Source organism: Rhodococcus sp. Ni2, from assembly GCF_021352185.1.
GTDB classification, from domain to species: Bacteria; Actinomycetota; Actinomycetes; order Mycobacteriales; family Mycobacteriaceae; genus Rhodococcus_F; species Rhodococcus_F qingshengii.
In genome coordinates, this window is the sequence record NZ_WOXZ01000002.1 from 2,780,898 (window position 1) to 2,796,849 (window position 15,952).

Consider the following 15,952-nt stretch of genomic DNA (forward strand, 5'->3'; position numbering starts at 1 on the left):
TCGGTCACAGGCCGACCGCCTCGTACAGTCCACCGACCTCGCTACGTCCGAGGACGCGCTGCGTTCCCGGACGCTGATCACCGAGAGCGACAACTCCGACGTTGGTGCGAACCAGACGGACAACGGGGTGACCGACGGCATCGAGGAGGCGACGCACGATGTGCTTGCGGCCCTCGTGCAGAACGAGCTTGACGAGCGTCTTGCCCTCGTTGATCTCGAGCACGGTGAACGCGTCCACCTTGGCCGGACCGTCGTCGAGGGTGACGCCGTCGCGCAACTGCTTGCCGGTGCTGCGCTCGACAACGCCGTGAACCGTGGCGAGGTACGTCTTCGGAACCTCGAACGACGGGTGCATCAGGCGGTGAGCCAAGTCACCGTCGTTGGTGAAGAGAAGCAAGCCTTCGGTGTCGGCGTCGAGACGGCCGACGTGGAAGAGCCGCTGACCCGACTGAACGCGCTCGGAGACGATGTCACCGACGCACGGACGACCGAGATCGTCGGACATGGTGCACTGCCAGCCACGCGGCTTGTTCATCGCGAGGTAGACGAGGTCCTTCTGCACGACGACGCGGACGCCGTCGACACGAACCACTGCGTTCTCGGGGTCGACACGCAGACCCTGTTCGATCACGATGCGGCCGTCGACCTCGACGCGACCCTGATCGATCAGCTCTTCAGCAGCGCGGCGTGATGCGACGCCGGCCTGAGCCAGCACCTTCTGCAAGCGGACGCCGTCGCCCTTCGGCGGGCCGTCGTGCTTGGTGATCTCGGCATGCTGATGACGCGCCGGCTTGGCGTTGGAGACCAACGGGTTCTGAGAGACGACGCGCTGCGGCTTCTCGGTCTTCGGCTTGCCACGCTTGTTGGTCGCCGGCGGTGTCGGGGCTGCCGGGCGCTTGCGCGGAGGTCCGTCGAACTTGGACCCACGAGGTGCGTTCGACCATGCGCCGCCGCGAGGAGCGTCGGGGCGTGCGCCGCGCTGATCGTCACTACGACGGTCAGCGCCGCCACGCGGTGCGCGACGGGCGTCGACGTGGGGGGTACGGCGGTCATCGCTGCGGGGTCCGCGGCGGTCGTCAGTGCGCGGTCCGCGACGGTCGTCGTTGTAGCCACCACGACGGTCGTCGGTACGTGCGGGGCGACGGTCATCGCTGCGCGGCGGGCGACGGTCATCGCTGCGCGGCGGGCGACGGTCATCATTGAATCCACCGCGACGGTCGTCCGTGCGGGGACGGTCGGATCCGGCGTTGCGGTCGTATCCGGAGGTACTGCGGGAAGTGTTGCTGCGTCCACCACGGGGCGCTTCGCTACGTGCGCCGCGGGGGGCGTCGCTGCGACCACCACGGGGGGCATCGCTGCGTGCGCCGCGGCTGTCGCGGGAGTTGTTACGGTCCGGTGTGCCATCTCGGCGAGCGGGATTGTTCACTTTTTTCCTGTCAGTTTTCTACTGTTTCCCGAGCGTGGTCGGGTCTTTCTCGGTGCTGACGAGCGCCGGAATTCCGGTCAGTCGTCGACTTCGGTGTCCACTACGTCAGCGGGCACGTCTGCCTTGTTCATTCTCGCAAATCGCGGATCGGATTCCAGGCTTTCGCTGATGTCGTCGATGAGATCGACATCAGGCAAGAGCGGGGCCAACTCCGGGAGCTCGCTCAGCGAGGCCAGGCCGAGCCGTTCGAGGAACAGTTCGGTCGTGGAGTACCGTGTCGCGTTGGTGTCCGGGTCAGGCCCGGCTTCCGCGATCAGTCCGCGGGCAAGGAGGGTGCGTACCACCCCGTCCACGTTGACGCCTCGTACCGCACTGATCCGCGCACGAGTCAACGGTTGACGGTATGCGACTACGGCCAAAGTTTCCAATGCCGCCCTGGTCAATTTGGTGCGTGCGCCGTCCAATAGCAGCTTTTCCACGTACGGGGCAAACTCTTGTCGCGTGTACAGACGCCATCCGTCGCCCGCGTAGCGCAGGTCCATTCCGCTGCCGCGAGCGGTCAATGCGGCCGACATCGACGTCAGGCGTTCTTCGACTCGTTCCGGTGCGGTTCCGGTGACAGATGCGAGTTGGTTCACTTCGGCCGGCGAATCCACGACAAGCAGAAGCGACTCCAGCACTGCGTCGAGTTGATCGTCGTCGAGTTCGAAATCGGGGGCGGAATCTTCGGACTCCGAGGCGTGTTCGGTAGGCTCGATCATCTCGTCTAGCTGCGAAGACTCTGGTTCCGTCGGCTCGGCGTTCATCCGTAGTCCTCCTCTGTGACCGGCGCGGCCGGGTCGTCTCCGGTCCAACTCACCATCAGCGGTCCGAGTGCTTCGGGTTGCTCGAACACAATGACCTGCCGGCGATACAACTCGAGCAACGCGAGAAATCTTGCGACTATCTCGACGGTGATCTCACACTCGGCAACGAGGTCCCCGAAGGGTGTCCACTCCCCTATGCCTCGCTCGCGCAGCAACTCGAGAATTCGCTCGGCCTGCTCGGGTATCGAGATATTGGACACATGGAGGTGATCGAGGCCCACCGTCGGCACCGGACGCGGTGTGAACACCGTCGCCGCGATCTCCGCAAAACGCTGAGGGTCGACGCCCAACAACACCTCGGGCAGGAGTTCGGTGAACTGATCCTCGACGGCGACCGAGCGCGGATAGCGCCGCAGCGCTGCTTCCTCCAACTCACCGAACAGCGCCGCAACTTGTTTGTACGCCCGGTACTGCAGCAGTCGCGCGAAGAGAAGGTCGCGGGCTTCGAGAAGCGCCAGATCCTCCGCGTCCTCGACCTGCCCGGCGGGCAACAGCCTTGCCGCTTTCAGGTCCAGAAGAGTGGCTGCGACGACCAGAAACTCTGTTGTCTGATCGAGGCCCATCGCACTGCCAAGTTCCTTGGTGTACGCGATGAAATCGTCCGTGACGGTGTGCAGGGCGACTTCGGTGACATCGAGCTGTCGTTGATTGATCAGGTTCAACAGCAGATCGAACGGGCCTTCGAAGTTCCGGAGAGTGACTCGGAAACCGGCAGCCTTGGCTGCGGTCTGAGCGTCGGTCGGCACGTTCGGGTCGATCGAATCCGGCTCGACTTCGACCGAATCTTCTTGCGATGCAATCAGTTCCACTAACGACCAGACCGGTGAATGACCTCGCGGGCCAATGCTCGATATGCCTCGGCCCCAGCCGATTTCGGCGCCCACGTCGTGATCGGCTCACCGGCGACGCTGGTTTCGGGGAATCGGACGGTGCGGTTGATCACCGTGTCGTAGACGACGTCGCCGAACACCTCGACGACTCGCGCCATCACCTCACGAGCGTGCAGAGTCCGGGCGTCGAACATCGTGACGACGATACCGGCCAACTCCAGCTTGGGATTGAGACGATCGTGCACCTTTTCGACGGTGTCGTTGAGGAGTGCCAGGCCGCGCAGGCTGAAGTACTCGCATTCCATCGGAATGATGACCGAATCGGCGCAAGCCAGCGCATTCACCGTGAGCAGGCCAAGCGACGGCTGGCAGTCGATGAGCACGTAGTCGTACCGATCGAGAACAGGGTGCAACACGCGTCCCAAGGTCTGCTCACGTCCGACCTCGGTGACCAATTGGATCTCGGCGGCCGAAAGGTCGATATTGCTGGGGAGCAGGTCGAGGCCGTCGACCCGGGTTCGCATCAGCACGTCGTCGATGGACACACGTGGTTCGACCAGAAGGTTATGGACGGTCAGTTCGAGGTCGTGATGCTGAACGCCCAGTCCGGCAGACAACGCGCCTTGCGGATCGAGATCCACCAGGAGCACTCGACGACCGTATTCAGCCAACGATGCACCCAGGTTGATGGTCGACGTCGTCTTGCCGACGCCGCCCTTCTGGTTGCACATCGCGATGATCATCGCGGGTCCGTGGTGCGCCAACGGTGTCGGTTGGGGTACCTCGCGGACCGGTCGACCTGTCGGGCCGAGTTCTTCCGCGGAAACGGTGAGGGTTTCCGCAGGTGGAGAGGCTACTGGCGTCGTATCTATTTCGAACATCGCCTCTGGTTCGGAGGGTACAGCTGGTGCTGATTCGTTCACGCGCTCGAAGAGTTGGGCATTGACATGCGGCGGCGCGGACTCCGCCGCTGGTGGCTGCGATGTCGACACGGTCCGATGCTCCCCTACTCTTTCGGCGGTTGCTCTCGGCGCCGGCAAACCCCCGAAACTGCGGTGGAGGCCGCTCGCGCTCCTTGAACGCTACCGCTTACATCACCGAATGGTCTCGCAGACACGCATGAGCCAACCAACCCCTAACGGGCACGCGGGTGTGCCTGAGCCCACACTTCGCGCAACGCGGTGACGGTGACCAGTGTGTAGATCTGCGTCGTGGTTACCGAAGCGTGACCGAGAAGTTCCTGCACGACGCGTACGTCCGCGCCGCCGTCGAGCAGGTGTGTGGCAAACGAGTGCCTGAGCGTATGGGGTGAGACGTCCGCCTTGATCCCGGCGGACGCGGCCGCGTCCTGAAGAATCTGCCATGCACTCTGACGCGAGAGGCGTCCACCGCGAGCGTTGAGAAAGAGGGCAGGAACACCGCGCGTCGCCAAGCTGGGGCGCCCCCGGACGAGATACGCGTCCACCGCGGCGATCGCCGGCCTGCCGACGGGGACGATCCGCTGCTTGCCGCCCTTGCCCTTGAGCAGCACGGAACGGGTTTCGGTGTCGATGTCGTCGACGTCCAGATCGATCGCCTCGGTGATTCGCGCTCCGGTCGAGTACAGGAGCTCGAGCAGAGCGCGATCCCGCAGATCGCGGGGCCCGTCACCGGCAGCACCGCCACCCGAAGCGTCGAGCAGGGCGATCACGTCGTCGAGAGGCAGGGCCTTGGGCAGCTTGCGTCCAGGCGTCGGCGGCTTGACCGTTCGGGCCACGTCGACGCTGACCAGACCTTCGGCGGCGGAAAACTTGTGGAATCCGCGAACCGCGATCAGGGTGCGTGCTGCCGAACTGGCCGCCAATGGTACGACGCCGGCATCTTTGTCACCCAGGCGCAGATGTGTCACGAATTCGGTGACGTCGTTCTCCGTCACGCCCGCGACGTCGTCGATGCCGCGTCCGTGCAGGTACTCCGCGTACCGATTCAGGTCGCGGCGATAGGAAAGTAGAGTATTGCGCGCAGATCCTCGCTCGACCGCTAGATGGTCGAGATACGAGTCCACCTGTCGGGCAAGCACTTCAGGCTCGCGACTTGCGTTCTCCGAATGCGCGAGGACGATCGGGCCACGGTGCGTCGGCGGGGCGTAGCGGCTTTCCCGTCGCGCGTGCGGTGGCGATCGCGAGAATGCCCGATACCGCTGTGGCATTGACGATGTCGCCGCGTAGCGCCATGTCGACGGCGTCGGCGAGCGGAACCCGCGAAATCTCGAGATCGGCTTCTTCGTGTTCGGGATCGTCGCGCTCCACCTCGTGCAACCCCTCGGCAAGGAAGACGCGAACCGCCTCGTCCGTGAACCCGGGTGAGAGAGCGACATCGACCAGCACCGACCATCGATCGGCGCCGAGTCCGGTTTCTTCGCCCAGCTCGCGCGCTGCAGCCTCGACCGGGCTCTCCCCCGCAGCGTCGAGCAGACCGGCAGGGATTTCCCACAATCGGTGCCCGAGCGGGTGACGGTACTGGTGAATCAGCACAAGATTGTCGCGCTCGTCCAGTGCCACGACGGCAACGGCGCCGTGGTGTTCGACGACTTCCCGATCGGCACGCTGACCACCAGGCATCGCAACGGTGTCGACGCGCAACGCGATGATCGCGCCGGTGTAGACCGTCTTGGAGCCGAGGGTGTCGAATTCGTGCCGACCGGGATCGCTCATCTGTGGCTAGACCTTTTCCACGTTCTCGACTGCAGCGTCGAGCGCCGTCTCGGTGGCAGCGGTGTCGATCTTCTCGTCACCGTGGACGTCGACGGGCAGGCGCTCTTCGAGCTTGTACGTCAACGCTGCTTCGACGAAGGCCGCGAACAGCGGGTGCGGGCGCGTCGGACGGCTCTTGAGCTCCGGGTGTGCCTGGGTGGCAACGAAGAACGGATGCTGCTCACGCGGGTACTCGACGAACTCGACCAGGTGGCCGTCCGGTGAAGTTCCGCTGAACTGCAAGCCGGACTTGGCAATCCGATCGCGGTAGGTGTTGTTGACCTCGTAGCGGTGACGGTGACGCTCGGAGACGTCCTCGGTTCCGTAGGCCTGAGCGACGACGGAACCCTTGGTCAGCACGGCCGGGTAAGCACCCAGACGCATGGTGCCACCGAGGTCGGCGTCACCGGCGATGACGTCTTCCTGATCAGCCATCGTGGAGATGACCGGGTGCTTGGTGTCCGGCTCGAACTCGGCCGAGTTGGCATCGTCGAGGCCGACGCTACGAGCAGCTTCGATGACGACGCACTGCAGACCCAGGCACAGACCCAGCAGCGGCAGCTTGCGCGAACGTGCGAAACGGATCGCGCCGAGCTTGCCTTCGATGCCGCGGATGCCGAAGCCGCCGGGGATCAGAACACCGTCGACGTCACCGAGAGCGGCCTGCGCTCCGGCTTCGGTCTCACAGGCGTCCGACGGGACCCAGGAGATCTCGACCTTGGACCGGTTCGCGAATCCACCGGCGCGCAGTGCCTCGGTGACGGAGAGGTATGCGTCGGGCAGGTCGACGTACTTGCCGACCAACGCGACCCGCACGGTCTCACGCGGCTGGTGAACACGATCGAGGAGGTTGCCCCACACGGTCCAGTCGACGTCGCGGAACGGGAGACCGAGCTGGCGAACGACGTAGGCGTCGAGGCCCTCACGGTGCAGAACCTTCGGGATGTCGTAGATCGAGGGAGCGTCGGGCGTCGAGATGCAGGCGTCGACGTCCACGTCGCACATCAGGGCGATCTTGTTCTTGAGGCCCTGCGGAACGTCACGATCGCAACGAAGGATCAGCGCGTCGGGCTGAATGCCGATGCTGCGCAACGACGCAACCGAGTGCTGCGTGGGCTTGGTCTTGAGTTCTCCGGAGGGGCCGAGGTACGGCACGAGGGAGACGTGCAGGAAGAAGACGTTGTCGCGGCCGACGTCGTGGCGGACCTGGCGAGCGGCTTCGAGGAAGGGCTGCGATTCGATGTCGCCGACGGTGCCACCGATTTCGGTGATCACGACGTCCGGGCGGTGTCCCTGCAGATCGGGGCCGCTCATCTCGAGGATGCGACGCTTGATCTCGTCGGTGATGTGCGGGATAACCTGAACGGTGTCGCCGAGGTACTCGCCGCGGCGTTCCTTGGCGATGACCGTCGAGTAAACCTGGCCGGTGGTGACGTTCGCCTGGCCGGAGAGGTCACGGTCGAGGAACCGCTCGTAGTGTCCGACGTCGAGGTCGGTCTCGGCACCGTCTTCGGTAACGAAGACCTCGCCGTGCTGGAAGGGGTTCATGGTGCCCGGATCCACATTGAGATAGGGATCGAGCTTCTGCATGGTCACGCGCATTCCCCGCGCGGTCAACAACTGTCCCAGGCTCGAGGCGGTCAAACCTTTGCCGAGCGAGGAAGCTACACCTCCGCTGACGAAGATGTGCTTGGTGGCGGTACGCGTGTTAGTGCGTGACTGTGGCAAAGGGGCTCCCGTGACGACTGTGCAGGGCTTGGTCTGATGAAGCATGCTGGGGCCTGCCGACCCACGGGATTTCACGGTAACACCTATCGGGGGTCGGTGCCTACAACGCGCCGACTTTCCGCCCCCGATGTGACCGGCGTATCAATACCGGGGTGTTCAGTTGGTGGGTGCGCCGACGGTGACCGCCGCCGCTCCCGGTCCCGTGCCGTAGCGGCCGGCGCCGCCGTTCAACTGTTCCTGCAGCGCCAACGGCGTGGTGATCTTGCCCGACTCCCGATCGATGTTGTCGATGGTCGTCAAGCCCGCTGAGAGCGCCGCGTCCGCACGAGCGACGGCAACCGGACCACTGCCCTCGGCCGAGCCAGGCCGGCCCGCGAGAATCGTTCCTGCGCCGCGTCCGTCGAGAGCACCGGCGAACCGGGCGATGACGGCGCCGCGGTTACCCGTGGCTGCGTCGGATTCACTCTTGTTGTCGCCGGTGAGAACCACGGCGAGTTGAGCCGGCTTGACCGCTCCGTCGTCGTAGCTGATGAAACCGGCGCTACGCAGCGAGTCGAGCGCGAGATTCATCTCGTCCGGAGTGCTCTGCGGCTCGCTGTTCTGCCCGTTGAGAAGCAGAACCGAACCGAGCAGATCACCCGCGAGACTGCCCTGATCGACCGCACCGGTCTTGAGGGTGATCCCCGCAGGGATGACATTGGTGACGACGGTCCGCAAGCGGTCACCACCGGTGGCGTCGACAAACGAATCGGTGAGCGAGACGCGTCCGGTCACGGCACCGCCGGCGGCAGTGACGAGTCGGTTGACACCGTCGAGATCACTGGGATCCGCGTCCGGTGCCGTGATGACGACGACGGTGCGACCAGCGAGACTGTCACGCACGACGCGACCGCCGACAGCGGCATCGAAGCCGTCCGCGGAATTGAGTTGCTGCTGAAGCTGATTGGACTGTTGATTGAGATCTTCGATCTCGTTCTGCAGGTCCGCCTTGTCGTCGCGCAGACCCGAAAGCAATCCACTGGACAGCATTCCGGAACCGAGCACCACGCCGATCGCGAGTGCCAGGAAGATTGCCGCTATGGAAATTGCATGTTGACGCATCGAAATCACTTGAAGAGCCCCTGAACCCACAGCGCGAAGCTGTTCCACGTTGCGATTGCCCAGTCGAGAACTTCACTACCGGCATTGGACACGACCAGGGCGACGATCACTGCCACCAGGGCGGCGAGCACCAGGAGCGCGATCGCGCCGCCGGACACTCGACTTCGATACAGCGTTGCCACAGCCTTGGCGTCGACCAGTTTCGGTCCCACCTTGAGCCGTGTCATGAACGCCGACGGATTGCTTTCACGACGCCCACGGTCGAAGAACTCGTCCAAGGACACCACGTTGCCGACCGTCACGATCAGTGAAGCTCCGTGGTGATCGGCGAGCAGCAACGCAAGGTCGGTCGGTGAGCAGGTCGCCGGGAACGTCATCGCCCCGATACCGAGATCCTGGATTCGGGAAAGCCCCGCCGCATGACCGTCCTGGTCTGCGGGCAGTACAACTTCCGCGCCGGACTTGAGGGTGGAACTGGTGATCTCTTCCGGGTCGCCCACGATCAGATCGGGGCGGTATCCGGCCTTGCTCAACACGTCCGCACCTGCGCCGACACCGATCAGGATCGGCGAATACTCCTTGATGAAGGGCTTGAGGTTCTTCAGATCTGCCTCGTGTTCGGGTCCGTCGGAGACGACCACGACGTGGCGATCCTTCAAGTCGATGTCGATGTCCGGAACACCGATTCCGTCGATCAGCAAAGGACTTTCGGTGCGGATGAACTCGATGGTGTTACCCGAGAACGCTTCCAGGTGATCGACCAGGCCGGTCTTGGCCTCGATCATCCGATCGGAGATCTCGGCCTCGGTCTGCTCTTCGCCCTTGACGAGGCTCTTCTCGCCGTTGAAGATCTCGCCCTCGTGCAGGCGGATCTTGCTGCCGTCCTTGACGTTCTTGAAGACGTCACCGTCTACGGCATCGATCAGAACGATGTCGTTGGCGACGATCACTTCCGGTCCGAGGTTGGGGTACCGCCCCGAAATCGACGGCGACGCGTTGACCACGGCCATGACTCCGGCTTTCACCAGAGCATCGGCGGTCCGGCGATCGATGTCGACTTCGTCGAGGATCACGATGTCTCCAGGACCGACGCGGCGTAGAAGCTTCGCCGTGTTCCGATCGGCCCTGGCGATGCCACTGATCCCAGGCAAGGATTCGGTGTTACGTGAGAGCAATCCGGGCATCTTCATGGCTTCGATGATGAACCTGAAACCGCGTTGACCGGTGGAGGCGCGCCGACAACTACCACATCAGTCACACCAACACCACAGAACCTTCAATCTGTGACGCGGGCCGCATTCGCGATCTCGAGCAGTTCTTCGGCGTGCGCACGACCGGTCTCGGTGTCGTCCAGCCCTGCCAACATACGGGCCAATTCGACCACCCGATCCGAATCCGACAAGGTCCGCACGCCACTGCTCACCACTCCGCCTTTGTCGTCGACCTTGTCCACCACGAGGTGGGTGTCGGCAAACGCAGCAACCTGCGGAAGGTGGGTGACGACGATAACCTGATGCGTACGAGCAAGTTTCGCCAATCGGCGGCCGATCTCGACAGCAGCGCGACCACCGACCCCCGCGTCCACTTCGTCGAAAACCATCGTCGCGCCGGTGTCGCTACCAGCGAGAACAACCTCGAGCGCCAGCATGACGCGTGACAGCTCGCCACCGGAAGCGCTCTTACTGATCGGAAGTGACGGTGCCCCGCTGTGCGCAGACAGACGAAATTCCACCTCGTCGACGCCGGCAGACCCGGCATGAAGGTCTACTCCCCCGACGCTGAGCGGCGCCGAGTCCTGCGGGCCGGCAGGCTGCGAACGCACAGTCACCTCGAGACCCGCACGTCCCATCGCCAGACCGGCGAGTTCCGCGCTGACGGCTTTGGCGAGCTTTGCCGCTGCCTTGACTCGCGCGGCGCTCAGCTTTGTGGCGGCTTCCGCGGTGAGGCCAGCCGTCTCCTCGACCTGCTTGGCCAACAGCGACAACGCATCCGAGGACACGTCGAGTTTGGACAGACGAGCGCGAGCGGTATCTGCCCATTCGAGAACCCCGTCGACATCGGCGGCGTACTTGCGAGTCAGAGTCTTCAGTTCCGATTGCCGCGACAGCAAAGAGTCCAGCGCACCCGGGTCTGCGGGCAGCCCGGACAGATAGGTGTTCAGGTCACCGGCAACATCGGTGACGACGGCAATAGCGTCGGCCAACCGGGAACCGAGGCCGTCCAGATCTGCGTCGGTGACCGACTCGATACGCGCCCGCGCTTCGGACATCAGGTCTAGCGCCGGCATGACCCCGACGTCGCCGCTGGCCATGTCGTCACTACCGGCGAGCGCAGCGTGCGCCTCTTCCGCAGCCGAGCGGAGCGAATCAAGTTCACTGAGTCGACGAACTTCGGCAACGATTGCCGTGTCCTCGCCTGGCTCGGGTGCCACGCCGTCGATTTCGTTGAGCGCGAAGGTCAACTGATCTGCTTCTTGCGCCAGTTCACGAGCCTTCGACGTGCGTTCGATCAACTCCGAACGAGCATCGAGCCATTCACGACGGTGTTTGCGGTACCTCGTCAGCAGCGTTCCGATTGCCTTGTCCCCGAAGCGGTCCAGCGCATTGCGTTGCTGGTCGGGACGAAGCAATCGCAGCTGATCGTTCTGTCCGTGGACAGTCAGAAGTGGATCCGTGAATTCGGAGAGAACTCCCGCCGGCACGCTTCGTCCGCCGAGATGAGCCCGTGAGCGGCCGTCGCTGCCGACTGTCCGGACGGCGATGATGGTCCCGTCCTCGTCGCGCTCGGCGCCGGACGATTCCAGGATTCGGACGATCTCACGCTCGGTGGCCGGTGAGACGTCGTCGGCGATGAATCGTCCTTCGACGACGGCTCGCGACGCGCCCAACCGCACCCGCCCGGCATCGGCTCGCGCTCCGCTGAGGAGGTGCAAGCTGGTGACGACCATCGTTTTACCTGCGCCGGTTTCACCGGTCAGGACGGTCAGGCCCTCGTGGAACTGGGCGCTGGCCTCGGAGATCACACCAAGACTGTCGATACGGATCTCTGCGAGCACGATTAAGGCTTCCTTCCTCGCCATCCGGTAACCGGAAGCTCGAACTTGCGAACCATCCGATCAGCGAAGGGCGCAGAGTCCAACCGGACCCACTTGACGGGAGTGGCGCCGCGAACGATCTCGACGCGAGCGCCGGCAGGCAGTTCCAACGTACGACGACCGTCGCAGAAGACCAGGCCGTCGTGGCTACCGGCGACGGTCTCCACCGCGATGATCGAATTCGGGCTGGTGACCAACGGCCGCGCGAACAGCGCATGCGCGTTGCTGGGTACGACGAGCAAAGCTTCGAGTTCGGGCCACACGACAGGGCCGCCTGCGGAAAATGCGTAAGCGGTCGAGCCTGTAGGAGTGGACACGAGAACACCGTCGCAACCGAAGGCAGACACCGGTCGGCCGTCGACTTCGAGGACAACTTCGAGAACTCCCAGACGCGAACGATTCTCGATACTGGCCTCGTTCAGCGCCCACCCGCGATCGATGATCTCGTCGTCCACCCGAATCACGACGTCGAGTGTCATACGGGACTCGACGCGATATTCCTTGCGAACTACCTGTGCGAGAGCCTCGTCGAGATGCTCGGCCTCGGTCTCTGCCAGAAATCCGATCCGTCCGAGGTTGATGCCCAGTACCGGAATGGACGCTTCTTGAGCGAGTTCGGCGGCGCGCAGAAATGTGCCGTCACCACCGAGAACCAGAACTAACTCGCATCCGACGGCAGCATCAGGGCCGGGATGAACAACCGTGACGTCGAGACCCGGCGCAGAGAAGCCCGCGGGTTCCGTCATTGCTTCGATGCGCGAGCTGTCTGCTTCGTCGACGAGGACTCGCAGCCCGATTCCCGCCCGTTCGAAAATCTTCCCGACTCGTTTGGCGGTTTCCGTGATGTCACGTCGACCAGGGTGTGCGACAAGAAGGATCTCGCGCGACTCGCCGTTCGTGACCGCGTTCACTGGGGCCCTTCCTCTACAGCCTTGCGAATCATGTCCTCCACCGAAGGAATTCCCTCGGTCTCCGGCTCGTGATCACCGGGCGAACCTGTCTTTCGAAGCCACAGGAAATACTCGACATTTCCCGACGGACCGGGCAATGGGCTGGCCACGACACCTAACGTCCGCAGACCTACCTTTGCAGCAGCCTCCGACACGTCGAGCACAGCCGAGATTCGCAATTCCGGATCTCGTACGACGCCACCGGCACCGACGCGGTCCTTGCCCACCTCGAACTGAGGCTTGACCATCGGAACCAGGTCCGCGCCGTCAGCAGTACAGGCGACAAACGCCCCGAGTACAAGTTTGAGAGAAATGAACGACAAGTCCGCGACAACGAGATCGACAGTTCCGCCGATGGTCTCTGCATCAATTGCACGAACATTGGTTCGGTCGATGACGTGCACCCGGTCATCGGACTGCAGGCGCCACACCAGTTGTCCGTAGCCGACGTCGACTGCGACAACTTCCTTCGCACCACGCGTCAGCAGAACATCGGTGAACCCACCGGTGGATGCGCCGGCGTCGAGGCAACGGCGACCTTCGACCGTCAATCCTTCGGCACCGAAGGCGTCGAGTGCGCCGATCAGTTTGTGAGCACCTCGCGACGCCCACGAAACTTCCTGCTCCACCTCGACGACCCGAAGTGGCGTTCCGGCTTCGATCGCCGTCGCAGGCTTGGTCGCAACGGCTCCCGAGATGAGAACTCGCCCGGCGGAAATCAGTTCTTGCGCATGATCTCGTGACCGTGCGAGTCCGCGACGGACAAGTTCGGCGTCCACCCGTGCTCTACGTGCCACGTCAAGCCCTGTCCACAGAGGCGAGTGCCTGGACGAGCACCTCGTGTGCCTGTTCCAAAATATGTGCCTTCTGCGGAATCACACCTGCTCCGTGCTGATCGTTCGGATCCTGTTCGATGCCACCGAGGCGCGCCAGCAAACCGTCGACGTCAGAACGTATGCGTTCCGGATCGACGGAAGGGCGTGGCCCGGGCAACGGAGATCCGTTACTCGTGTTTCCGGGGTGCGGTGTCGGCGTGCTCATCGGGCACAACGTTAGTGCATGACTCTCGGTTACGCATACACCCGCACCCCCGCGAGTCGAACACATTTGCGAGAGATCAGACGAGCCAGGATGCAAACAGATCCGCCACGCCGGCATCCGACGCTTCCAGGGTCCGGAACGACGGATTAGCCCATGCGACAGGCGCAACCGCGCGTAGAAGCGACATCTCGTCCCCGACAACCGGGCCGTCGACAACCAGCGCCGACCCGTTCACGGAGACAGACCACTTGGAGTCCGCACCGACCAGCGATTCGACGGCCGGCTGATTGAGCGAATCCAGAGTTGCTGCAATGTAGGTGGGGCGCTGCTCAACCGGAGCCCGCAGTACGTCACCCGGCATGCTCACACCGGTGAGAACCAACAACGAGTCGATCGAAACAGCTTGTGCGCCTTCGATATCGGTGTCCAAACGATCACCGACCACCAGTGGACGCGAGCACCCGCTGCGAGCGAGCGCGTCCTCCATCAGCGGTGCAGCAGGCTTACCTGCCACCAACGGTTCCTGCTTGGTCGCAGCGCGTAGAGCTGCCACCATCGAGCCGTTGCCCAGCACCAAACCCCGCTCCGACGGCAGTGTTGTGTCCAGGTTTGCCGCTACCCACAGCGCACCGGCCCGGATCGCCAAGCACGCCTCGGCAAGGATCGACCAGTTGGTCTCCGTCGAATGTCCTTGAACGACAGCAACCGGAGAATCCGCGAATTCGCGCACCGGAAGCAACCCGACGCGCGTCACCTCGTCGGCCAATGCGTCGGTACCGACGACGAGCACAGCGGCACCGGGTTCGAGACGCTCCGACAGCAGACGCACTGCCGTCTGAGAACTGGTGACGACACGATCGTCTTCGGAATCGAAACCGAGTTCGGTCAGATGCGCCGACACTGCCGAAGGCGAGCGACTCGCATTGTTGGTCACGTAGTACAAGGCCTGCGTGCCCTGACCGAGAGCTGCCTGGGTGCCGGGAATCGCATGAGCTCCGGCGTACAGCGTGCCGTCGAGATCGAGCAAAAGTACGTCGTACTGAGTACGAAGCACGGTCACTGATCTTCTCCGGTCAACTCGGCCACCCGTTCTTCAGCATCCGTGTCACCCTCGAGGTCAGCAGCTGCAGCGTTGAGGAACCATTTCAGTCCGTCTTCGACACGACCAGCTGCAACGAGGGCATCGGCGTAGGCGTAGAACAGCCGAGCCGCAGCTTCACCGGTACGCGCTGCGTCCAGATCCTTGGTCTGCAGTGTGACAACTGCCTGGTCGAACTGACCGAGATCCATGCGGGCGCCCGCGACGACGATCCTCAACTCAGACGCCTCGTCGCCCGAAAGCACGGCAGCCTCGTCGCTACGGCCGAGCTCGATCGCGCGTTCGGGTCGACCCAAACCGCGTTCGCAGTCGGCCATGACAGCGATCAGACCCGGTCCGCCAGCCATTCGACGGGCAGCACGAAGCTCGGAGAGAGCTTCAGCCCATTCACCGGCGTGGTACGCGGTGATTCCGGCAGCTTCACGAACGACCGCAATTCGGCCGGCGCGCTGACGGGCAGCGCGAGCGTGGAGCAGTGCGAGTTCCGGATCTTCGTCGACGAGCTTGCCCGCCATGACGAGGTGACGCGCAACCGTGTTGGCGTTGTCCTTGTCGAGGCTGAGCAGATCCCGACGAACGGCCGGGTCCAACTCCGTGGGCTCTACGTTGTCGGGCAAATCCGGTTCGTCAGGTCGTGCTTGCTGACGGTTGCGGTCGCCATCGCGTCCACGAGGGGTGAACCCACCCTCGCCGCCGCGACGCTGTCCGCCGTTGAATCCGCCGCCGCGGTTACTGTTTCCAGCACCGCCACGGTTGTTGTCTCCGGCACCACCGCGGCGGTCTCCGCCTGCAGCGCCGCGTGATCCACGCCCGTCGTTGTCACGACGGGGGCCACCTGATCGAGGCGCTCCTCCCCCACGGAAGGACCGACGCTCGTCGCCATTCTCCGACACAGTCATTCCTCTCATACAACGCACGAAAGGGGACCCAATATGTTGGGTCCCCTTTCGGTTAACGGGTGTTCGGCGGTGTCCTACTCTCCCACACCCTGTCGAGTGCAGTACCATCGGCGCTGAAGGGCTTAGCTTCCGGGTTCGGAATGGGACCGGGCGTTTCCCCTTCGCTATGACCGCCGTAACTCTATG

General features: G+C 63.7%; 15 protein-coding genes and 1 rRNA gene. All 16 read right to left on the reverse strand.

Translation table 11 applies throughout. The features are described 5' to 3' along the window. Positions 1-4: 4 nt before the first annotated feature. Positions 5-1,426, reverse strand: coding sequence for a pseudouridine synthase (locus GN300_RS29935; protein WP_082845782.1), 1,422 nt, complete (start codon positions 1,424-1,426; stop codon positions 5-7). A 77-nt stretch (positions 1,427-1,503) separates the two neighbouring features. Beyond that, the gene (gene scpB / locus GN300_RS26410) at positions 1,504-2,187 is read right to left on the reverse strand and encodes an SMC-Scp complex subunit ScpB (RefSeq protein WP_037127047.1); all 684 of its coding nucleotides are present in this window, start codon (positions 2,185-2,187) and stop codon (positions 1,504-1,506) included. A 41-nt stretch (positions 2,188-2,228) separates the two neighbouring features. Then, the gene (locus GN300_RS26415) at positions 2,229-3,050 is read right to left on the reverse strand and encodes a ScpA family protein (RefSeq protein ID WP_046379919.1); all 822 of its coding nucleotides are present in this window, start codon (positions 3,048-3,050) and stop codon (positions 2,229-2,231) included. A 50-nt stretch (positions 3,051-3,100) separates the two neighbouring features. After that, positions 3,101-4,114, reverse strand: a complete 1,014-nt coding sequence (locus tag GN300_RS26420; RefSeq protein ID WP_003946138.1) for a ParA family protein — start codon at positions 4,112-4,114, stop codon at positions 3,101-3,103. A gap of 143 nt (positions 4,115-4,257) precedes the next feature. Continuing rightward, positions 4,258-5,181: a site-specific tyrosine recombinase XerD gene (xerD, locus tag GN300_RS26425; RefSeq protein ID WP_047270485.1), complete on the reverse strand. Its 924-nt coding sequence runs from the start codon at positions 5,179-5,181 to the stop codon at positions 4,258-4,260. 1 nt (position 5,182) lies between these two features. After that, a complete protein-coding gene (locus GN300_RS26430) occupies positions 5,183-5,815 on the reverse strand; it encodes an NUDIX hydrolase (protein ID WP_007731894.1) in 633 nt (210 codons plus the stop codon). Positions 5,816-5,821: 6 nt separating this feature from the next. Next, positions 5,822-7,582, reverse strand: a complete 1,761-nt coding sequence (locus GN300_RS26435; RefSeq protein ID WP_003946139.1) for a CTP synthase — start codon at positions 7,580-7,582, stop codon at positions 5,822-5,824. 156 nt (positions 7,583-7,738) lie between these two features. Next, a complete protein-coding gene (locus GN300_RS26440) occupies positions 7,739-8,692 on the reverse strand; it encodes a copper transporter (protein WP_019748590.1) in 954 nt (317 codons plus the stop codon). Next, positions 8,689-9,873: a putative cytokinetic ring protein SteA gene (gene steA / locus GN300_RS26445; protein ID WP_007731902.1), complete on the reverse strand. Its 1,185-nt coding sequence runs from the start codon at positions 9,871-9,873 to the stop codon at positions 8,689-8,691. The genes GN300_RS26440 and steA overlap by 4 nt, the downstream gene beginning before the upstream one ends. Positions 9,874-9,959: 86 nt before the next feature. After that, positions 9,960-11,738: a DNA repair protein RecN gene (recN, locus tag GN300_RS26450; RefSeq protein ID WP_003946143.1), complete on the reverse strand. Its 1,779-nt coding sequence runs from the start codon at positions 11,736-11,738 to the stop codon at positions 9,960-9,962. A 2-nt stretch (positions 11,739-11,740) separates the two neighbouring features. Beyond that, entirely contained in the window at positions 11,741-12,688 is a 948-nt protein-coding gene (locus GN300_RS26455) for an NAD kinase (protein ID WP_003946132.1), read from the reverse strand. Beyond that, the gene (locus tag GN300_RS26460; RefSeq protein WP_042924671.1) at positions 12,685-13,524 is read right to left on the reverse strand and encodes a TlyA family RNA methyltransferase; all 840 of its coding nucleotides are present in this window, start codon (positions 13,522-13,524) and stop codon (positions 12,685-12,687) included. Before GN300_RS26460 ends, GN300_RS26455 begins: the two co-directional genes overlap by 4 nt. A 1-nt stretch (position 13,525) precedes the next feature. Then, positions 13,526-13,768 carry a hypothetical protein gene (locus GN300_RS26465; protein ID WP_003946140.1) on the reverse strand — a complete coding sequence of 81 codons (243 nt, stop codon included), beginning with the start codon at positions 13,766-13,768 and terminating at the stop codon, positions 13,526-13,528. Between the two features lie 76 nt (positions 13,769-13,844). Then, the gene (locus tag GN300_RS26470) at positions 13,845-14,828 is read right to left on the reverse strand and encodes an HAD-IIA family hydrolase (protein WP_063316361.1); all 984 of its coding nucleotides are present in this window, start codon (positions 14,826-14,828) and stop codon (positions 13,845-13,847) included. Next, positions 14,825-15,766, reverse strand: coding sequence for a M48 family metallopeptidase (locus GN300_RS26475; protein WP_082845781.1), 942 nt, complete (start codon positions 15,764-15,766; stop codon positions 14,825-14,827). The genes GN300_RS26470 and GN300_RS26475 overlap by 4 nt, the downstream gene beginning before the upstream one ends. A gap of 61 nt (positions 15,767-15,827) precedes the next feature. After that, positions 15,828-15,944, reverse strand: a 5S ribosomal RNA gene (rrf, locus tag GN300_RS26480). Between the last annotated feature and the right edge of the window lie 8 nt (positions 15,945-15,952).

Excerpts from the sequence above, each read along its gene's own strand:
- scpB (WP_037127047.1), bottom strand. The coding sequence starts at position 2,187 with ATGATCGAGCCTACCGAACACGCCTCGGAGTCCGAAGATTCCGCCCCC.
- GN300_RS26430 (WP_007731894.1), bottom strand. The coding sequence starts at position 5,815 with ATGAGCGATCCCGGTCGGCACGAATTCGACACCCTCGGCTCCAAGACG.
- steA (WP_007731902.1), bottom strand. The coding sequence starts at position 9,873 with ATGAAGATGCCCGGATTGCTCTCACGTAACACCGAATCCTTGCCTGGG.
- GN300_RS26465 (WP_003946140.1), bottom strand. The coding sequence starts at position 13,768 with ATGAGCACGCCGACACCGCACCCCGGAAACACGAGTAACGGATCTCCG.
- GN300_RS26475 (WP_082845781.1), bottom strand. The coding sequence starts at position 15,766 with ATGACTGTGTCGGAGAATGGCGACGAGCGTCGGTCCTTCCGTGGGGGA.